Here is a 16,165-nt window from a genome sequence, read left to right as displayed (position 1 = left end):
CGCGCTGGTTGCAAAACTTAACACGGTGTGAATCGAAGCTAATAATGCCGCGCGGCTTTGCGTGTGGGGTTGCTTGCCGGTGCGGCGGTCTGTGGCTTGACTGCTCCAGCTCGTGGCATTCTGCACCCCGCCTGCGGGCATGGCGGCGGCACGGTTGCCATCTGCTCGTCTGCCCATCTGCCAACTTGCCGGATTCGGGCAGGCAAGACAGAAGGGAAAAACGCTGAAAACAGTTTTGTGGATTTAGGCTGCGGCTGCGGGCTTGCTTATGCCCGGAGCGTGCTTACTGAATAACAACGGGCCAGTTTTTTTAGGGCGCGTAGCGTATGGAATATTTCTTCTGCATGCAGCTTCTTTGTGAGAGGATGGTGGGTGGTTTGAAGTAAGGAACGCCAGCTTACGTTAAAAGTTTTAACGAAGGGCCTGATTTATCATGTATTCTCTGGAGCGGCTCTGGCTGCCCATTGCGGCAGCGGGCAACTCCATGTAGACTTATAAGAATTACCGGGATGCCCGCAGTAGGCTGAGCCGCCTGTGGGTTCAAGCGCAACCGAATATTTCCGCAGGATTTTGATATGAACAAAAAGCAGGACATCACCACGACCGGCATGCCCCTTATAGACAGCGTTGTTGAACGCCTCTGCCGCGAAGATTCGCTCAGCACCGTGTGGCACCGCTCGGGGCAGGGCGCGCCCATGCCGTCTTTGCCGGTGCTTTCTGAAATACTAGAGCGTCTGCGCGCGGCGATCTTTCCCGGCTATTTTGGCGCGGCCACTGTGCGGCGCGAATCTATGCGCTATCACCTTGCCGCCAACCTGGACAGCATCCACCGCCTGCTGGGCGAGCAGATCGTGCGCGGCTTCTGCTTCAGCTGCGAGGGGCTGGGCATTCCCTGCACCTCGTGCGAAACAGAGGGCCAGCAAGCCGCTTTGGCATTTATGGACAGCCTGCCGGAAATACGCCGCCTGCTCGCTGGCGATGCCAAGGCCGCCTACGAGGGCGACCCTGCGGCCACCAGCCCCGGCGAAACCATTTTCTGCTATCCTTCGCTGCGGGCCATGTTTCACCACCGCATTGCCCACGAACTCTACAAACTCAAGGTGCCGGTCATTCCGCGCATCATTTCTGAAATGGCCCACGGCACAACGGGTATCGACATCCACCCCGGTGCGGCCATTGGCGAGGAATTTTTCATCGACCACGGCACAGGCGTGGTTATTGGTGAAACCTGCATCATCGGGCGTAACTGCCGCCTGTATCAGGGCGTGACCCTGGGCGCGCTCTCCTTTCCCAAGAATGCGGACGGAACCCTCACCAAGGGCAACCCCCGGCACCCCATACTGTGCGACAACGTCACTGTCTACGCCGGGGCCACGATTCTTGGCCGCGTGACAGTGGGCAAGGGGGCCGTCATCGGCGGCAATGTGTGGATTACTCAGGATGTACAGGCAGGAGCCCGCATTACTCAGGAGAAACCCCGTGACTAAAGGCCGCAAGCAGTTGCGCCGTCTGGCGCTGCTTTTGTCTTGCGTTGCCCTGTGCGCCGCCTTGCTGAATCTTGGCGGCTGCGGCCTCAGTGTGAAACCCAAAGGCCAGGTGGTGACAGACGTCAGCGTGGGGCATTAACGCGGCTTGGGCCCCTGCCACAAATTGACAAACCCTGTCGTTCTTGCACGCTCCTATGGCGCGCAGGAACGGCAGGGTCTGTTGTTTGCTTTTGAAGCATTGATCAAGGTTGCTGGCATGCTGGCAGCAGGTGCTTGAAACCGTGCAGGCATCAGGCCGTGCAAGGCGCGCCAGTGTAGGAAATTTCAGGTTCAGGCGGGCTGACGCTATGGACATGCCGCCTCTTGCATGACATACTCCCGCCTTCATAAATTCTGGCCTTTCGCGACGCGTGTTCCTTGGTGTGTTTTCATTTTGAAATGTTTGCTTGCCAGCAAGGCCTCCAGTCTGCCTTCAGGAGTAACTTCCTGTAGGGCAATGATTGGGGCAACGGACAAGATATATTGCCTTGCAAACATTTTATGTGCGGATTTTTGCAACAATTCGTGCAGGGCAGGCAAGTTGCTCTAACGCCAGGCTTCCGGCGCAGGAAGGGGAGTTCGCATGGAATTTTTTACTGAAGTTGTGGGCACGAGCATCAAAATTTATGCGCTCATGACGCCCCCTGCCGTGCTGAGCGCCTTTATCAGCGGCACCAAGGGCTTTGATAAAAAACAGAAATCCATGGTGGCCGCCAAAACCTCTGCGGCCATCTTTCTTATCGGCGTTACGCTGTTCCTGTTTGGCCCGCACCTGTTTTCGCTCTTCGGCTTCACGCTTGACGCCTTTCGTATTGGCGCGGGCGTGTTGCTTTTTCTTACGGCAGTTTCCCTCATGAACGATGACGGCAAGGATGCGCTTTCCGGCAAGGAGGGCGACATCAGCGTTGTGCCGCTGGCCATACCGCTTGGCATGGGGCCTGCCTCCATCGGCGCGGTAATGGTCATGGGCGCGTCCGCCACAGAGATGCATCAGGTGCTGGTGGGCGTGTTTTCGCTGCTGGCCGCTGCCTTTGGCATGTTTGTGCTGCTGTGCATGGCCGATGGCGTGGTGCGCGCCCTGCACCGCACGGGCATTGCCGTGCTGTCCAAGTTGACGGGGCTTTTGCTGGCCGCCATTGCGGCACAGGTGATTTTTACGGGCATACGGGCCTTTCTGGGGTAGAATATTTGTCCCGCTGCACGGTTGGCGGGCCAACAATGCGAACAGACGGCGGAAATTACGGATTTCGCCGTACTTTCTATAAGATGAACAGAATTTGGTGGTAGAGGGGTAGGCCGCTCCGGCTGTGGTTCAGGTCCAATCTGGGCACAGGCTCGGGGCGAGGCCCGGAAGCGATGGCCGCAAGCGGCTGTGCTGCAAAGGGCAAAGCAAAGAGATTAACGGCATGGGGGCTGCTGCCCCGGCGCAAAACAACTTGATATCTTGGGCGCGCGGTGCGGCAACAAGAGGAGGATGTCATGGGCATACTGGAAAAAATGTTTAATCCTGCGGCCAGAGGCAGTACGGTTCGGCGCGAGATACGGGCTGGCCTTACCAGCTTTATGGCCATGTGCTACCTCATTTTTGTGGTTCCCAGCATGCTTGCTGACGCCGGTATGCCCAAGGATTCCGCCGTGGCGGCCACCATCTGGATTACCGTCATTGCAACGCTGATCATGGGCCTGTGGGCCAAGTTCCCCGTGGGCGTAGCGCCCGGCCTCGGCATCACGGCCTTTTTTGCCTACTATGTTTGCGGCCCTGCGGGCTATACATGGCAGACTGGCCTTGGCGCTGTGTTCATTTCTGGCGTGGTCTTTCTGCTGCTCACCGTCACCAAGGTGCGCCAGCTTATCATCAACGCCGTTCCCATGGATCTCAAGTACGCCATTGTGGTGGGTATTGGCGCATTCATCGCCTTTATCGGCATGAAGAGCTGCGGCCTCGTGGTGGCCAGCCCGGCCACCTTTGTGACCCTCGGCAACCTGGGCGACCCTAAAACCCTGCTTTCGGTGGCGGGCATCTTCCTCATCAGCGCGCTGCTTGCACTGCGCGTGCCGGGAGCCATGATCATCGGCATCGTGGCCATTGCGGCGGCGGACATGGTGCTGAACGGGCCACATATGCCGCAGGGCAGCATCATCAACACATCCCTGCTCCTGCCCACAGAGACCTTCATGGCGATGGACCTCAAGGGCGCGCTGCACCACGGCCTGATCTCCATCATTTTTACCCTGACCATGGTTGATCTGTTCGACAACATGGGCGTGCTCATCGGCCTTTCGCAGAAAGCCGGGTTCATTCGTGAAGACGGGCACATTGAAAATCTGGACAAGGCCCTGATTTCCGACTCAATCGCCACTATGGCCAGCGCCGTCATGGGCGCGACCACAGCCACCAGCTATCTTGAAAGCGCGGCGGGCGTGGTCGAAGGCGGGCGCACCGGGCTGACCGCCGTGACCATTGCCGTGCTCTTTTTCCTCACCCTGTTTTTTGCGCCGGTGATTGGCATGGCTCCGGCCTATGCCACGGCCCCGGTGCTGATCATCGTGGGCGCCATGATGATGCAGGAAGTGGGGCGCATCAAGTTCAAGGACTTTACCGTTGCCTTGCCCGCCTTTTTGACCATCATCAGCATGCCGCTTACCTTCAACATCGCCACGGGTTTTGGCTTTGGCTTTGTGAGCTGGGTCGGCATCAAGGTGCTTTCTGGGCGTTTCAAGGATCTTAACGTGGTGATGGTGGTCATTGCCCTGTGCTTTGTGGTCAACTTTGCCCTGCGCCTCCACTAGAGTCTTTTACGGAGCAGCCGAACCTTGCAAGGTAGCCTGCTCCAGGCTCAATAGCGGCAACGCATTGTGATTGCTGAACAGGCTCCTGTTCCGGCAGATGCCGGGCGAGGGCCTGTTTTTTTCGGAACCGCAGGGAGAAGAAGCACTGCTCCTTGCCTTTACTTTCGCATCAGGGCATACTTTGCGACCGAAAATGTAACGCTCACCAGCCCCAAGGGCACATGAGGAATATTCGCACATGGCAATGCTTCTGCAATCACAGCGCCCCCCCAAACCCCTGTGGCGGGAATACGGCGAAGCTCTGTTCGTCGCGCTTATTTTGGCTCTGGTCATCCGCACCTTTGTGGTGCAGGCATTCAAGATTCCTTCGGAATCCATGGTTAAAACCCTGCTTGTGGGCGATCACCTGCTGGCAAGCAAGTTTTCCTACGGCATCAAGATTCCCTTTACCCACTCCTACATTTACAAGGGGAGCGACCCGGTCAAGGGCGACATTATCATTTTTGAATACCCCAATGATCCCAGCGTGGACTACATCAAGCGCATCATTGGAACGCCCGGCGACACCATTGAAGTGCGCAACAAGCAGCTGTTCCGCAACGGCGAACCGGTAAAGGAAGCCTACATCCGTTTTACCGAGCCTGACCGCATCCAGCCGGTGCGCGACAACTTCGGCCCGATCACCGTGCCTGAAGGCAAGTATTTTGTCATGGGCGACAACCGGGACAACTCGATGGATTCGCGCTTCTGGGGCCTTGTGGACCGCAGCGCCATACGCGCCAAAGCCTGGCGCATCTATTGGTCGTGGGGCGGTCTGGGTGATATCCGCTGGGATCGCATCGGCAAGGCCGTGCAATAGCATCTGGCGGTACATTCTGCTTGCAGACGTAGAGGGGATTTGCCCGGTGCGCCTGACGGCAAGATTTTTGCGGCGCGGATAGATGCAACAATCCGCGCCGCTTATCATTTGCAGGGTCAAGGAGAGCGCATGGTTGTCCGTTTGAACAGCGGCGGGGTTGAGGGTGTGGATGCCTACCCCGTGGAACTGGAAGTGGACTTCGTGCGGCAGGGACTGCCCGGCTTCACCATGGTGGGGCTGGCGGAAACAGCGGTGCGCGAGGCCAAGGACAGGGTTTTTGCCGCCTTGCGAGCCTGCGGCTTCAAGCTGCCCCCGGCGCGGATTACGGTAAACCTTGCCCCGGCTTGGCGGCGCAAGAGCGGCGCAAGCTATGACCTGCCGCTGGCCGTTGGGCTGCTGGCTGCTGCGGGGATTATACCTGCGGAGCCTTTGCAGGGTATGTACCTTGCGGGCGAGCTTTCGCTCAATGGCGCGTTGCGCCCGGTGAGCGGCGTGCTGCCCCTGGCCCTGCTGGCGCGTGAGCATGAAGCCGCAGGCTTGGTGGTTCCCCCTGGCAACGGCGCGGAAGCTGCGGTGGTGCGTGGACTCAAGGTGTTCGCGCCTGAGGGGCTTGGCCGCTGTGCGGCCTTTCTGGCTGGCGCGGAGCCGCTGGAGCCGCTGTGCGAACCGGTGGCTGATATGCTCGAGGCTCCTGCCTACAGGCAGGATTATGCCGAAGTCAAAGGGCAGGAGGCTGCCAAACGCGCGCTGGAAGTGGCCGCGGCGGGTGGCCACAACGTGCTGCTCATAGGCCCGCCCGGCAGCGGCAAAACCATGCTGGCTCAGCGCCTGCCCACTATTCTGCCGCCGCTGGACTTTGAAGAATCCCTGGAAGTCACCAAGATATACAGCGTGTCGGGCAAGCTGCCGCCCGAGGCCGGACTTATGCGTGTGCGGCCCTTCCGCGCGCCGCACCACACCATATCCGACGTGGCCCTTGTGGGCGGCGGGGGATACCCGCGCCCCGGCGAGGTGAGCCTTGCCCACCGAGGCGTTCTTTTTTTGGACGAACTGCCGGAATTTCGCAAAACAGCCCTTGAGGCGCTGCGCCAGCCTCTGGAAGGCGGCGTGGCTGCCATTGCGCGCGCCGCGCACAGTGTGAACTTTCCCGCTGCCTGCATGCTTGTGGCAGCCATGAATCCCTGTCCATGCGGCTATTACGGCGACCCTACGCACCAGTGCACCTGCCGCGAGGAACAACGGGTGCGCTATCAGTCGCGACTTTCCGGCCCCATGCTTGACCGCATTGACGTGCATGTGGAAGTGCCTGCTGTGGCTTATGCGGATTTTCGCGGTGCAGGCCGCGGTGCTTCGTCCGCACAGATGCGCGAACGCGTGCTCAAAGCCCGGGCAACCCAGCGGGCGCGCTACGGCAGCAATGGGCCGCGCTGTAACGCGGAGCTTTCAGGCGCGTTGCTTGATCAGCATTGCGCGCTGGATGCCGAGGGGCATGCCTTGATGGAGGCTGCGGTCAACCGTCTTTCCCTCTCCGCGCGGGCATGCGCCAGAGTGCTGCGCATGGCCCGGACCATTGCCGACCTGGACGATGCCGCGAGCATTGCCACGCGGCATCTGGCCGAAGCTGTGTCGCTCCGTGTGCTGGACAGAGGCTGATTCTCTTTTCAACACAGCAACATCCCACAAATTTAAAGAATGTTAACGCCCTTGGTCAGCCCTAATTTGGGGCGACACCGGGGGCGCGCAGTGTTCTTGACTAAATACATGACACAGTCATATATCAACCGAGGAATATATTTCCCCAGTTCTATATATGAGGTGTTTATGGAAAACGATATGTTGGAAAAATCGTACATCCCTTTTCAATGTTTGGTAATCAACACTCTTAACCGATTCAATGTGGAAGGCATCACCACCGCGCAATACGAAATTTTGGATGCCCTGGTCGCGAACGGCAGCAAAACCACCACGGAACTGGCCTCCCTGCGTGGAATTTCGCAATCTGGCACGTCCAAGCTTACCAAAAGGCTTTTGGATAAAAATTATATTGTGCAAAAGAAAAGCGGAACCGACAGGCGCAGTTACGACATATCAATCACTCCCGAGGGAAGAGATTTTCTTAACAGAGCGGAAAAATTCAGAAAAGAACTGCTGCTCACTATCGAAGCCGCCTTGTCGGAACAGGAACGCGAAACCTTTGCGACCCTTTGCCGCAAAATCGTAGCTTCGTCCGCCAAGGGAAAGGAAAAGGCGTAACCAATGAAATTTAGGGGCAATATCGCCATAGTTACAGGCGCTTCCACTGGCGTTGGCGAAGCCATCGCTCAGGAGCTTTATGGCCGTGGGCTTACAGTGGTTATAACGGCCAGGGACAGTGCGGCTATCGAGGCCACGGCACGGAACATGGATCCATCCGGACAACGCGTTTTCCCCATGATTGCAGATGTCAAAGACCACATTTCCGTCAAAAACTTGATTGATTCCATCATGGAGCGCTGGGGAAGAATTGACTATCTTGTGAACAATGCGGGTATAACCGGGCCGCATGGCGTCTCCATATGCGATTATGATGTGGAAGACTGGCAGGAAGTTATCCAGACGGATCTGAGCGGCGTTTTTTATGGGATGAAGTATGCTATCCCCGCCATGCTCAGGAACGGAGGTGGCGCGGTGGTCAATCTTTCCGCCGTCAACGGCATGGTGGGGATTCCGGGGATTGCCCCTTATACTTGCGCCAAACATGGCGTTGTGGGACTGACGCAATCTGTTGCGCTGGAATTTGCAGAAAAAGGTATACGTGTAAACGCTCTGGCCCCAGGCTATGTTGATACCCCCCGGATGAAAGAGTTGCCGGAAAGCGTTCGGCAGATGATGGCGGAATCACACCCCATGAAACGGATGGCGAAACCGGAAGAGGTGGGCAAACTGGCGGCTTTTTTGCTTTCAGATGAAGCATCGTTCATTACAGGCGGTTGTTATACTGTAGACGGTGGCTACACTGCGCAATAGCGTGGAACGTCTCTCCCCCCGCGGTTTTATAAGAAAGGCCCGTGAACCTTTGTGGTTCACGGGCCTTCAAAATTTTCAGTTGGGCGGCTTTGCTTTAGCTTGCGCTGTTGGCAACGCGGCGGGCTGCCTGCCCATCGGTGCCATTGCTGCGCTGGCGGGCGACTTTTTCCACGTTTTTCTTTTTGTTTTTGGCCGTCTTGGTCGCCTTGGCCTGCTTGCTGTGGTTTGTGGCCTTGGCACGGTGTACGGTCTGGGCACCCTCGCCCTGGTCGTTTCCGGCAAATTGATGGTATGCCTCGCGGGCATTCTTGCGGATGTCGGGGTGATACTTTTCGCGCGGCAGGGTGTCCAGAGCGGCCAGCACTGTGGGGGCCTCGCTGTTGCATACCTCAAAACCGGCATCCAACAGGCGGAAGGCTTCAATGCTGCGGATCTGCGAATCGGGCGCGCCCATGATAACGGCCAGCAGGCGTTTGTCGCCCTTGAGCGCCGTGAAAATCATATTGTAGCCCGAGGCGTTGATCCAGCCGGTTTTAAGGCCGTCCGCGCCAGGGTACTGCCCAAGAAGGGGATTTTTGTTCCAGGTGACGCGGCCCCGGTAGTTCAGTACATGGGTATTATGGAAGCGTAACGCATCGGGGTAGGTATGCAGATAGGCGCGGGCAAGGGTCAGCATGTCGCGCGCGGTGGTGTACTGCCCCTTGGCCGGGAGGCCATGCGGATTGACAAAGTAACTGTCACGCATGCCCAGATCGCGGGCCTTGGCATTCATCATGTTGATGAACGCGGGCACGGAGCCGCCCACATACTCGGCCATTGCCGTGCTGGCATCGTTGCCGGAAGAAACAGCCATGCCCGTGAGGAGCTGGTCGAGCGTAACCAGCTCATTCTCGTTGAGGCCCATGCGCGAGCCGCCGGTGCGGGCCGCATTGCGGCTGATGGTAGTGGTATTGTCAATGCGGGCCAGGCCGGAATTGATCTGATCCATGGCAAGAAACATGGACATGACCTTGGTCAGCGAGGCCGGGGGAATGCGCTGGTCGGCGTTTTGCTCAAAGAGTATGGCGTCGCGGTCAAGGTCGTATAAAATGGCGGAACATACGCCAAGGGAACTTTGCGGCGGAACGGCTGGGGCCGAAACAGCAGCGCCTGGCTGTGACAGAAGGGCTGCACAAAGCAGGGCGGCGATAGCAAAGAGCGTGCGGAGCGGCAGGCAAAAACGACGGGTGCTGGTCATGCACAGTCCTTATGCGTTGGCTGGACGTCAAGCCTCAAGTGCGCTGCGCTACGCGGCTGCAACGGGCTAAGCCGTGGGGTCGCGGGCGTATGTGTTGAGGAAAGCCACGAGAAAAAGTTTAGAGATTTGCTAAATGGAACAACGCAATGCTTGTGTACTAAAGATGGGCAGTTATGGCAAGCAGGCAGAGTCCCCCATTTTGCGCTATTTTTGCGCGATGTTGCGTTGATCCGGTGGGGCGGATATTACGTTCACTCCATTGCCGGTCATGTCTGGGTGACAATCGATTCATTGTTTAGTTTAGTGGTTCCTGCCTAATCGATGTATGGTTGCATATTTGCGATTATTCATTTCTGAAATAACAAGTAGAATGCTTTTTCCATCTGTATTGCATAATATTCCAGTGCATGTTTGGCGTGCAATGGATGACTGCACGCCTATCATAGCTATAAAAAATGAAATGAAGTGTCTTTGATTTTTTGCAACATGCAAAGTGGCTATTGAATGGCGTATCGCACTCAATATCCCGAACGACATGAAATAAGGCAAGGAGGCTACAATGTTGGATATCCCACGTATTTTCACCATTACGGAAAGCGAACACCGCATCCATAATCCGTATACTTCAGAAAAGCTTGCTACCCTCGGGGCCGCGCTGCGTCTTAAACCGGGAACCCGAGTGCTCGACCTTGGCTGCGGCTCGGGCGAAATGCTCTGCACATGGGCGCGTGATTACGGCATCACAGGCCTTGGCGTAGACATGAGCCCGCTGTTTTGCGGGCAGGCACGGCACCGCGCGCAGGAGCTTGGCGTTACTGGTCAGGTGGAGATTGTCCACGCTGACGCCGCAGGCTACGTTGCGGCTGAAAAGGTTGATCTGGCCGCCTGCGTTGGGGCCACATGGATAGGCGGCGGCGTTGCGGGCACCATTGAGCTTTTGACGCAAAGCCTTTGCTCCGACGGGATTGTCCTCATTGGCGAGCCATATTGGCTGCGCATGCCGCCCACGGAAGACATTGCCAGAGGCTGCGGCGCAACGGCCGTTGCCGACTTTCTCACTTTGCCCAAGCTCATCGAATCATTTGGTGATCTTGGTTATGATGTTGTGGAAATGGTTCTGGCAAATCAGGATGGCTGGGACAGGTACGAAGCTGCCAAGTGGCTGACCATGCGGCGCTGGCTTGAGGCCAACCCGGATGACGACTTTGCCAAAGAAGTTCGCGACCAGCTGACCAACGAGCCAAAGCGTTACGCCATGTATACGCGCGAGTATCTTGGCTGGGGAGTGTTTGCGCTCATGGCAAGGTAGCCACGGCTGCCTTGATGAAATGTATTTTAAAGCTATTGCTCCCCCAGTGTGGGTTACAAAAACCGCCATGCTTCGAACTTATGAAAGAACGAGGCATGGCGGTTAGTTGTGATCGGGTTAGGTTCGGGCCTAGGCTTTTTCCAGCTCTGCTATCAGTTCGGCGAGGGCAGAAGACTGGCGCTTGAGGGCCTCAACCGCATTGGCAGCCTCCTGCATGGCAGTAGCTGTGCCTTCGGCAATGCTGCTCACGGCAGACACGGAGGCGTTGATTTCGCCTGTGGCGGCAGACTGCTGCTCGGAAGCCGTGGCGATGGCGCGTACCTGATCGGAAGATTCCATGGCGAGGCTGACAATAGTTCCAAGCAGGCTTTCCGCCTTGTTGACCTCCTGAATGGATTTTTCAAGCACTTCCTTGGTGCTGCCCATGCTGCCGAGGGTGCCGCTCACTGCCTGCTGGATGGAATCAATGGACTGCCCCACCTCGCGCGTTGCGGTCATGGTTTTTTCAGCCAGTTTGCGAACTTCATCGGCCACAACGGCAAAGCCGCGTCCGGCCTCACCCGCCCGGGCGGCTTCAATGGCCGCGTTGAGGGCCAGCAGGTTTGTCTGGTCGGCAATATCTTCAATAGTCTGGGCAATGGCCCCGATGGCATCGGCCTTGTTGCTCAGGTCGTCCACCGAGTCGCAGGCAGTCTGAAAATCCTTGTGAATGGCGCTTACGTCCTGCAGCACGGTTGTAAACTGCTGCGAGCCCTGCTCGGCGGCATGGCGGGAGTCTTCTGACAGCTTTGCGGTGGTTTCCGCGTTTTTGGCTATTTCGAGCACGGATGCGCTCAGTTCTTCCACGGCAGAAGCAGTTTCCGCAATTCTGTGTGTTTGCGTTTCCACGCCTTCCGATGTTTCATCCACACGGGCAGCCAAACTGCCAAGGGCCGCTGTGAGGGCTGCCACAACCTGGCTCAGGCGCTGGGCGGCGTCACGCATGCCTTCTGTTCTGGCGCTTTCGGCCTTGCGGGTGGCTTCTTCTGCTGTATGCTGCGCCTGCTCGGCATTTTCTGCACTTATACGGGCCTCGGTGGTGCGGTTGTCTGCCTCGCGCATTTTCTCTTTCAGTGATTCCAGCATGGATACCATCGCGTTGCGCAAAACGGAAAATTCGCTCTGGTAGGCGGATGAGATGGGCGTTTCAAGGTTGCCCGCCGCAACAGAGCGGGAGAATGAGGCCAGTGAAAGAATGGGGCTGATGATGGTTCTGTTCAACACCAGAATAACTACGCAGGCCAGCACAAGGAGTATGCCCACAGCACCCATGGCGGTGTGGCGGTTGCTCTCGGCCAGCTGCCGGGCCTCTGCAAAGAGTTCGGCATCGGGAATGGCTATGCCAAGGCCCATGCCTGTGGGAGATACGCTGTAAAAAACCGTGGTGGGCTGACCGTTGACCATAAGTGTGTACTGGGCGAGGCTCCCAGGCGCTGTGGTGGTGAGCTCGTTTTTTGCCCCGGTGAAGGGTAGCTTTGCCACCGGCTGCAGCAAGAGGGCGCTGTCAGCGGGAAATGCGGCAATGAGCCCGCTTCTGCAATCAACGGCAAAGGCGCGGGAATTGGGGGTGATTCTAATGCCATCCACGGTCTTGCGGAGGTTTTCCAGGCTCACGTCCAGGGTGGACACGCCGACAATGCGCTCTTGGCGGTCATGCATGATGCCCGCCACGGTTATCATGAGCTTGTGGGAGGTCTCGTCCAGATACGGGGCAGACCAGTAGACGCTGTCCTGGCGTTTTTTGCTTCTGTCCCACTGTTCGGGGATGGCCTGAGTATACCATGGCTGCCTGGGGTAATCGTACTCAGGCGTGCTGTATTCCATGGTCATTTCAATCTTGCCTTTGTCCCAGTATGCGTAGGGGCCGTAATAACGCTGATCGGCCCGGAAAGCGCCCGGTTCAAACCAGAGGCCGCATCCCGAAGCCTCGGGGTAGCGGGTGAGGCTCGCCTTGAGCATGGCTGCAACGTCATCGCCGAGATCCGCTTCGTGCCCCTGCTGGACATGACGCAGATTTTGCCCGGCTATGGCTATGGCGGCGGCACCTTCCTGCACCAGCGCCATATATGTGTTAATTTTTTCTGCCTCGGTGCGGATGCTCTGTTCAACCGCAGTCTTGGTTTGCTCGTTATATTCCTGCTCCATAGCCGTCATGTTGAGCAGCAACAGAACATAACCACCAAGCGATACCAGCATCATTGCGCTGACGAGTAGCAATGCCTTGAATTTAACAGAAATATTCATTCTCCCCCCTATGCTGGTTCTTGTCTAAAAGACTTTTCGGATCTGGTAGGCAAATGGTTTAGGTGTTAAATTGAAATTAACATTCAATTTTAACGGCAGGCAATCAGAGGGGGCTCCACCTGGGGGCGCTTGCGTGAGGGCACCCCAGGTGGAGATGTGCTAGACTGAAGGAATACGTAGTGGGCAGATGCGCCCGGCAGTCGGGTACCGATTAACTGACTGTTTCAATTATCCATGCGAAAATCCACACGGATTTTATACAGTTTGGTGGCAGGCAGGTTAAGAATGGCAATGCCGGTAGCTTCAGTGAGGGCATCAAGCGTGGCCTGGCTTTCCTCCCGCGAGGGGCTGATAAGCGTGAACCAGATGTTGTAGGCATGCTCGCGCAGGTAGTTGTGCGTCACGCCGGGGCAGGCGTTTACCCGCGCCACAAAGTCGTCCATTTTGTCGTCCGGCACCTTGGCGGCGCACAGGGTGGACACAAAACCCAGTTTGGCCGACTGGAAGTTGGCCCCCAGACGGCGGATGATCTTGCGGGCCTTGAGGCCGCGCACGCGTTCAAAAGCTTCTTCCTCACTGATGCCAAGCATCTGGCCCAGATCTGCATAGGGGCGCGGCGTGAGGGGAAAGCCTGTCTGGATGATATCCAGCAGTTGACGGTCAACGCTGTCCATCAGCGTTTCGGTGGTGGCCGCGTGGGCCGTGGGCTGCGTCATGGCGTTCCTCGTGTGGCTCAGGGGTTTTCCTTGCGGCGCAGTTTGGCCGGAATATAGGTGCACAGGGGCTCCTCGCCCATGTGGTCGCCGTCCATGCTGTGGGCGCGGGCGCGGCAGCCGCCGCAGACTTTGTGATATTCGCACACGCCGCACTTGCCCGTATAACAGGACTGGTCGCGGAACTGCAAAAAGTATTTACTCTCGCGCCATATCTGCGGAAAGGGAGTTTCGCGCACGTTGCCGCAGTTCAGCTCAAGGTAGCCACAGGGCTGCACCTGCCCCACATGGCTGATAAAGCAGAAGCCCGTGCCGCCAAGACAGCCGCGCGTGAGCGCGTCCATACCGAAGGTTTCGGGCGTAACGCTGATGCCTTCTTCCTTGGCGCGCTGGCGCATGATGCGGTAGTAGTGCGGCGCGCAGGTAGCCTTGAGGTGCATGCTGGTGCTCTTGCGAAAATCATACAGCCAGTGCAGCACGTCCTCGTATTCCTGCGCGGTGATGACCTGATCTGCCAGACCTGAGGCGCGCCCCATGGGCACCAGCAAAAAAATATGCCATGCGGCAGCGCCGATGCTTTCGCACAGCTCAAATATCTTTTTGAAGCTGCTCAGATTGTTGCGCGTGACCGTGGTGTTGATCTGAAAGGGCACGCCCACGGATTTGAGGTATTCGATGCCGCGCAGCGATGCCTCGAACGCGCCGGGCACGCCCCGGAAGCTGTCGTGACTGGCGGCGTCCGGCCCGTCAATGGAGATGGAGCAGCGGTTGACTCCGGCATCCTTGATTTTTTGTGCGTTTTCGGGGGTTATGAGGGTGCCGTTGGGCGAAAAGGCGCAGGGCAGCCCCTTGCTGTGGGCATAGGCCACCAGCTCGTACACGTCGGCCCGCATCATGGGATCGCCGCCGGTAAAGATGATGATGGGCTTGCCCACCTGCGGGAAGGTATCGATGAGGGCCTTGGCCTCTTCGGTCGACAGCTCGCCGGGGTATGGCTCCGTGTGAGCCTCGGCACGGCAGTGCTTGCAGGCAAGATTGCAGGAGCGGGTCACTTCCCAGGCGATGAGGCGACAGGCGGGGCTGCCGTCCTCAAGGGTGCGCAGGGGGGCGGAGATGCCGTCCGGATGACCGGAGGCAGGGTTGCCCGCAGCGCCTGCGGGGTGCCCGCCCTGGTGTCCGGCAGGATGCCCGCCGGGGTGTCCCATGGTGTGAGGATGATTGCTCATTATCGTGCCAGTCCTTCGCGCAGGATGGTTTCTGTAAAGTAGGTGATGATCATGTCCGCCCCGGCTCGCTTCAGGCCCGTGAGGGATTCCAGCATGACGGCGCGCTCGTCGATCCAGCCATTGAGGCCAGCCGCGCGGATCATGGAGTATTCGCCGCTCACCTGATAGGCGCACAGAGGTACGCTGGTATTGTCGCGCACGGTGCGGATGATGTCGCTGTATGGCCCGGCGGGCTTTACAATCAGGGCGTCCGCGCCTTCTTCTAGGTCGGCAAAGGCCTCAAGCAGGGCTTCGCGGGCATTGGCCGGGTCCATCTGATAGGATTTGCGGTCACCGCAGGCCGGGGCGCTTTCCGCCGCTTCGCGGAAGGGGCCGTAGTAGGCCGAGGCATATTTGACGGCATAGGACATGATCGGCGTTGCCATAAGGTCGCCTTCGTCAAGCGCTTCGCGGATGGCGGCTACCCGGCCATCCATCATATCGGAAGGGGCAACCATGTCCGCGCCTGCCGCCGCATGGCTCACCGCTGTTTTGGCAAGCAGGGGCAGGGTGGCGTCGTTGTTCACTTCGCCAGAGGGCATGAGTATGCCGCAATGCCCGTGGCTCATGTATTCGCACAGGCAGACGTCAGTGATCACGTAAAGCTTGGGCCAGCGGTGCTTGAGCAGACGCACGGCCTCCTGCACGATGCCGTCCTCGGCGTAAGCGCCGGAGGCGTATTCGTCCTTGAGCTCGGGAATGCCGAAAAGAATGACGGATTTCAGGCCTGTATCCACGGCCTTTTCCACCTGCTTTTCCAGTTCGGCAAGGCTGAGCTGGAACTGGCCGGGCATGGAGCCTATTTCTTTGCGAAAGCCCTTGTCGTCAGTTTCCACAACGAAATAGGGCATGATGCAGTCTTCAACCAGAAGGGGCGGGGTTTCGCGTACTATGGAGCGCAGTTCCGGGGTGGCGCGAAGGCGGCGGCCTCTATGGAATGTGGTCATGGCTGTTATCCTTTATTCTGCGAGTTGCAGGTCGGTGCTTGGCCAGCCTGTGCGGCAATGCTGCCGGTGATGCAGTAGTTGTTCTGTATGGCAAAGGCTCGGCAGCCGTGACTGTTGCTGTTTGCACAGCGGTTGCCGGGTGCTTTGCGCAGTATCAGTATGCCCTTTTGTCCACATAAAAAACAAGCGGCGCGCCTGGGCGGAACGTAGCGGGCTACGACCGGGGCGCG

14 protein-coding genes are annotated in these 16,165 nt (G+C 58.0%); 9 read left to right on the top strand and 5 right to left on the bottom strand.

The genetic code is table 11. The features are described 5' to 3' along the window. Positions 1-575 precede the first annotated feature (575 nt). From epsC to ACUZ9P_RS03350, 8 genes are all read left to right on the top strand, one after another. Entirely contained in the window at positions 576-1,487 is a 912-nt protein-coding gene (gene epsC, locus ACUZ9P_RS03385) for a serine O-acetyltransferase EpsC (RefSeq protein ID WP_192112680.1), read from the top strand. Further along, positions 1,480-1,626, top strand: coding sequence for a hypothetical protein (locus tag ACUZ9P_RS03380; RefSeq protein WP_449248644.1), 147 nt, complete (start codon positions 1,480-1,482; stop codon positions 1,624-1,626). The genes epsC and ACUZ9P_RS03380 overlap by 8 nt, the downstream gene beginning before the upstream one ends. Positions 1,627-2,109: 483 nt before the next feature. Further along, positions 2,110-2,709 carry a MarC family protein gene (locus ACUZ9P_RS03375; RefSeq protein ID WP_449248643.1) on the top strand — a complete coding sequence of 200 codons (600 nt, stop codon included), beginning with the start codon at positions 2,110-2,112 and terminating at the stop codon, positions 2,707-2,709. 296 nt (positions 2,710-3,005) lie between these two features. Beyond that, complete coding sequence (locus ACUZ9P_RS03370; protein WP_298996115.1) at positions 3,006-4,316, top strand: NCS2 family permease; 1,311 nt, start codon at positions 3,006-3,008, stop codon at positions 4,314-4,316. Between the two features lie 238 nt (positions 4,317-4,554). Beyond that, entirely contained in the window at positions 4,555-5,175 is a 621-nt protein-coding gene (gene lepB, locus ACUZ9P_RS03365) for a signal peptidase I (protein WP_449248642.1), read from the top strand. A 129-nt stretch (positions 5,176-5,304) separates the two neighbouring features. After that, positions 5,305-6,828 carry a YifB family Mg chelatase-like AAA ATPase gene (locus ACUZ9P_RS03360; protein WP_298996111.1) on the top strand — a complete coding sequence of 508 codons (1,524 nt, stop codon included), beginning with the start codon at positions 5,305-5,307 and terminating at the stop codon, positions 6,826-6,828. 168 nt (positions 6,829-6,996) lie between these two features. Further along, the gene (locus tag ACUZ9P_RS03355) at positions 6,997-7,428 is read left to right on the top strand and encodes a MarR family winged helix-turn-helix transcriptional regulator (RefSeq protein ID WP_449248641.1); all 432 of its coding nucleotides are present in this window, start codon (positions 6,997-6,999) and stop codon (positions 7,426-7,428) included. A 3-nt stretch (positions 7,429-7,431) separates the two neighbouring features. Beyond that, positions 7,432-8,181, top strand: coding sequence for an SDR family NAD(P)-dependent oxidoreductase (locus tag ACUZ9P_RS03350; RefSeq protein ID WP_209818235.1), 750 nt, complete (start codon positions 7,432-7,434; stop codon positions 8,179-8,181). A 94-nt stretch (positions 8,182-8,275) separates the two neighbouring features. Here the strand turns inward: ACUZ9P_RS03350 and ACUZ9P_RS03345 are convergent, their stop codons facing one another. After that, positions 8,276-9,418 carry a D-alanyl-D-alanine carboxypeptidase family protein gene (locus ACUZ9P_RS03345; RefSeq protein ID WP_449248640.1) on the bottom strand — a complete coding sequence of 381 codons (1,143 nt, stop codon included), beginning with the start codon at positions 9,416-9,418 and terminating at the stop codon, positions 8,276-8,278. A gap of 562 nt (positions 9,419-9,980) precedes the next feature. On the opposite strand from ACUZ9P_RS03345, the gene ACUZ9P_RS03340 reads away from it, so the two are divergent. Continuing rightward, on the top strand, positions 9,981-10,727 hold the full coding sequence (locus ACUZ9P_RS03340) for an SAM-dependent methyltransferase (protein WP_449250228.1): 747 nt from the start codon (positions 9,981-9,983) through the stop codon (positions 10,725-10,727). Positions 10,728-10,856: 129 nt separating this feature from the next. Here the strand turns inward: ACUZ9P_RS03340 and ACUZ9P_RS03335 are convergent, their stop codons facing one another. The 4 genes from ACUZ9P_RS03335 to hemB all read right to left on the bottom strand — a co-directional run bounded on the left by ACUZ9P_RS03335 (position 10,857) and on the right by hemB (position 15,935). Beyond that, positions 10,857-13,010: a methyl-accepting chemotaxis protein gene (locus ACUZ9P_RS03335; protein ID WP_449248639.1), complete on the bottom strand. Its 2,154-nt coding sequence runs from the start codon at positions 13,008-13,010 to the stop codon at positions 10,857-10,859. Between the two features lie 224 nt (positions 13,011-13,234). Continuing rightward, positions 13,235-13,684 carry a siroheme decarboxylase subunit alpha gene (gene ahbA, locus ACUZ9P_RS03330; RefSeq protein WP_449250227.1) on the bottom strand — a complete coding sequence of 150 codons (450 nt, stop codon included), beginning with the start codon at positions 13,682-13,684 and terminating at the stop codon, positions 13,235-13,237. A gap of 59 nt (positions 13,685-13,743) precedes the next feature. Then, positions 13,744-14,949, bottom strand: a complete 1,206-nt coding sequence (gene ahbD, locus ACUZ9P_RS03325) for a heme b synthase (RefSeq protein WP_449248638.1) — start codon at positions 14,947-14,949, stop codon at positions 13,744-13,746. Next, positions 14,949-15,935 carry a porphobilinogen synthase gene (gene hemB, locus ACUZ9P_RS03320; RefSeq protein WP_298996101.1) on the bottom strand — a complete coding sequence of 329 codons (987 nt, stop codon included), beginning with the start codon at positions 15,933-15,935 and terminating at the stop codon, positions 14,949-14,951. The genes ahbD and hemB overlap by 1 nt, the downstream gene beginning before the upstream one ends. Positions 15,936-16,165 lie beyond the last annotated feature (230 nt).

Source organism: Desulfovibrio intestinivivus, assembly GCF_053570665.1.
The sequence above is the reverse complement of the archived record's forward strand: the minus strand, read 5'-3'. Positions and strand labels throughout refer to the sequence as shown.